This is a genomic window from Streptomyces sp. AF1A, assembly GCF_047340315.1.
In the GTDB taxonomy this organism is placed as follows: Bacteria; Actinomycetota; Actinomycetes; order Streptomycetales; family Streptomycetaceae; genus Streptomyces.
The window spans coordinates 1-3,882 of the sequence record NZ_JBLEBI010000310.1; the positions used below are offsets into that span (position 1 = coordinate 1).

2 protein-coding genes and 1 pseudogene are annotated in these 3,882 nt (G+C 76.2%); all 3 read left to right on the forward strand.

All coding sequences use genetic code 11. The features are described 5' to 3' along the window. Positions 1 to 2,149 (forward strand): annotated as a pseudogene (locus ACLU3S_RS36120) (hypothetical protein); the annotation flags it as partial. 56 nt (positions 2,150 to 2,205) lie between these two features. Next, on the forward strand, positions 2,206 to 2,403 hold the full coding sequence (fxsA, locus tag ACLU3S_RS36125; protein ID WP_413956208.1) for an FxSxx-COOH cyclophane-containing RiPP peptide: 198 nt from the start codon (positions 2,206 to 2,208) through the stop codon (positions 2,401 to 2,403). Between the two features lie 167 nt (positions 2,404 to 2,570). Then, on the forward strand, positions 2,571 to 3,767 hold the full coding sequence (locus ACLU3S_RS36130) for an FxsB family cyclophane-forming radical SAM/SPASM peptide maturase (RefSeq protein ID WP_413956209.1): 1,197 nt from the start codon (positions 2,571 to 2,573) through the stop codon (positions 3,765 to 3,767). The last annotated feature ends 115 nt before the right edge of the window (positions 3,768 to 3,882 follow it).

Here is a 3,882-nt window from a genome sequence, read left to right on the forward strand (position 1 = left end):
ACTCGAACTGGTCAGCCGGTTCCACTCCACGGCCTCCCCGGCCGCCGGCCGCCTGGCCGCGTATCTGGCGGCGGCGCCGCTGTACCTGCCGGTGATGCAGCTCGTGCAGCGCACCATGCTGCCCGACTCCGGGCCCTCCGAGATCGCCGAGGTCCTGCTCAGCGGCCTGGTCACCCGGGCCCGCGAGGAACCCGCCGCGGACGGCCCGCAGTGGTACGAGTTCGCTCCCGGCGTGCAGGAGTCCCTGCTGTCGGCACTGGGCCGTGACGAGGCCATGCTGGTCCTCAAGCACTGCTCCCAGTACATCGAGCACCGCTACGGCAAGGGCGGCCCGAACTTCCCCGCCCTCGCCCTCGCCCAGCTCGGCGACGGCGGCCCGGGCCGCCCGCACCCGCGCGGCACGGCCCACCCGGCCGGCTCCGGCGACCACGGCGACAACGGTGCGACGACCCTCGTGCCGCAGCCCTTCGCCGAGGTCGCCGCACGGGTCCTGGAACGGTTCATGCCGCTGCCCGAGCAGTTCGCGCTCTACGGCAGCCGGGAGCGGGAGGAGACGGCCGCCGGCCGCCCGGCCCACCCCGCGGTCGCCCGGGCCCGCACCCTGGCCGAGCGGTTCGACCGCGAGGGCATGGTGCAGGACCTCATCGACGCCGTGCAGCTGCTGCGCGGCGCCACCGAGCGCGAGTCCGCCCCCGGCCACGACCCCGCCCTGTGGGCCGAGTACGCCCGCTGCGCGCTGCGCCTGTGGGAGGTGGGGGGCGGCGCCGAGCTGCTGCGCGAGGCGGAGACCGCCGCCGACCGCGCGGTGGCCCACCCCCGCGCCGTACGCGAACGGGCCGTGCTGGCGCGGGTGCTGCGGGCCGCGGCGACGGACCGCAGGCGGCACGGCGACCCGCGCGCCGCTCTCGATCTGCTGCGCCGGGCCGACCGCGAGTACGCCGTCGCGTGCGGCGCGCCCGACCTGGACGAGCGGGAAGCGCTCGGCCTCACCCTGGAACGGGTGGGCGCCCTGGAGGCGCAGTGGCGGCTCGGCGGGGACAGCGCGCTGCTCCAGGGCGCCGTCGGCATGCTGGAGGCCTTCACCGACGCCTGGCCCGACCCCGGCCGTCAGCCTCCCGGACTCCTGCTGGCCCACGGCCGGATCCTGCTGCGGCTGTCGGAGGTGACCGGGGACCCGGAACAGGCCCGCAGGTACGCGGAGCAGAGCGCGCAGTCGCTGCGCAGGGCGCTCGGCGAGGCTCCCGGGGACGAGCCGGGAGCGCCCCGGGTGCGGACCCTGCTCGACCTGGTGGACGCGCTGCTGCGGTCCGGCGGCACGCTGGAGGAGGCCCGGATGCATGTCGACGAGGCGCTGCCGCTCACCCGGGACCAGGGGCTGCGGGCCGCGCTGCTGGTGCGTGCGGGCCGGATCGCCGCCGCGCGCTACACCGAGACCGGCGATCCCCGCGAACTCCAGGAAGCGGCCCGGCACTTCGAGCAGGCCGCGCACCGCATGCCCCGGGACGCGGCGGCGCACGGCGACGTGCTCGCCGAGTGGGGCGAGACGCTGCTGCGCCACGCCGCCCTGCAGACCGGGCCGCGCGCCCAGGAACCCCTGTCCCGGGCCATTCGGGTGCTGCGGGACTGCCGGGCCGAGACCCCCGCGGGCAGCCCCCGGCTAGCCGGCCGGCTCCTGCTGCTGGGCCGCGCGCTGATGCTCCGCTACCGCGCCCGCGGCGACCGCGTCGACCTGCGCGAGGGCGAGTACCTGCTCGGCCTCGCGGCGGCGGAGGCGACGGACGCCGAGGATCCGCTGCTGGCCGCGCGCTGCTGGCTGGAGCTGGGGCAGGTGCAGTTCGAGGCCTACCAGAGCCTGGGCCGGCCGACGCGCCTGGACGAGGCCGTGGACGCGTTCCGCGCCGCCGCGGAGGCGGCCCGGGAGGCGGAGACGGCCGCCGAGACGGACCGGGCCCGCCACGAAGCCGTCGAACTCGGCGCGCAGGCACACCACTTGCGGGGTATGACCTATGAAGCGGCGAGCCGCCCGCGCGCCGCCCGGGAGGCCTATCGGGCGGCCCGGGCGGAGTGGTCGAGGCTGCCGGACGGCCAGCTGGTCCCGAGCGAACCGACTCCCGAACAGACGGCCCGCCGCCTGACCGAACTGGAGTGACGCCACCGCCCGGACGCGCGGCGGCGCCGGCACGAGCGAGTCGAGAGGGGCACGGCATGGACGTACAGGACGGTTCGGCGCCGTACGCGGCGGCGCGGCCGGAGCCGGAGGAGGAACTGCCCGACCTGATGGCGCTGGGCCTCGCCGAGCTGGGGCGGATCGACCACCCGGTGCTGCGCGCCGTGGTCGCCGACCTGCGGGAGCGGGCCGCGCGGCCGGACGAGATGCTGTGGGGACACAGCAGCGCGCTCTGAGCGGCGGCCGGCCACCGTGGTACGGCGCCGCCCCGGCCGGTTTCGGTCGGCCCGCCCTTCGGAATCGGACACGAAGCGGCGCCGGAGTTTGGGTCCTTCCCCGCCTCGGGAAAAAGGCCGGAAACGAGCGGGGTCATGGCACGGATGTACGGCGTGGGGGTGCTGAAGTGTCTGCAGAGGTCGCTCCCGGCCCGGCACCCGAACCGGCCGTCCCGTTCGGGCAGTTCATCGTCAAGGTGCACGGGCACTGCAATCTGGCCTGCCGCTACTGCTACGTCTACGAGGGGCCGGACACCACCTGGAGCACCCGCCCGGCGGCGGCAACCCCCGAGGTCCTGGAGCGCACCGCGGCCCGCATCGCCGAGCACGCCCGCGCCCACGGCCTGTCGGCCCTCTCGGTCGTCCTGCACGGCGGAGAGCCGCTCCTGGCCGGGGTCGTGGCGCTCGGCCGGTTCACCGACCGGGTCCGCGAGCTGGTCCCGGCCGGCTGCGCGGTCCAGGCCACTGTGCAGACCAACGCCACCCTGCTGACCGCCGAACGCCTGACGGCCCTGGCCCGGCATCGCATCGGCGTCGGCATCAGCCTCGACGGGGGACGCGCCGCGCACAACGCACGGCGGGTGTACCGCTCCGGGCGTCCGTCCTGGCCCGCCGCGGTGCGCGGGACCCGCCTGGTGCGGGAGCGCTTCCCGCAGGCGTACGCCGGGATCCTGGCCGTCGTCGACCCCACCCTGGACCCGGTGGGGACCTACGAGTCCCTGCTGGCCCTCGGCCCGCCGGCCCTCAACCTGCTGCTGCCGCACGGCAACTGGACCCGGCCGCCACCCCACTGGAGCGCGGACCGGCCGGTGTACGGGCGGTGGCTGAGCGCCGTGTTCGACCGCTGGTGGGACACCGGGCGGCGGGAGACGCGGGTGCGGCTGTTCGAGGAGTGCATCGGGCTGCTGCTGGGACTGCCGGCGGCCACCGAGCAGATCGGGCTGGCGCCGTTCGCGACCGTGGTGGTGGAGACGGACGGGTCCATCGAGCAGGCCGACTCGCTGAAGTCCGCCTACGACGGTGCCGCGTACACGGGACTCGACGTCTTCCGGCACAGCTTCGACGAGGCCCTGCGGCATCCGGCGATCGCGGCCCGGCAGTCCGGTGCCGCCGCGCTGGCCGCCGAGTGCCGTGCCTGCCCGCTGCTGACCGTGTGCGGGGGCGGCCAGTACGCCCACCGCTACCGTGCCGGACACGGCTTCGGCCATCCCTCGGTGTACTGCGCCGACCTGCAGCACTTCATCCGCCATGTGGCGGGCCGGCTCACCGCGCAGGTGGCCCCGGCGCCCGTGTCCCCCGTCTCTCACGAAGGGCACAGCCCGTGATGTTCCCGGCGATCCCGGACCGCTTCCTCACCGAGCTGGGCCGCACCGAAGGCAGCCCGGCCGCCCTGGCGTTCCTCGCCCGCGCGCAGGACACCCGCCGGCTGCTGATCCTGCG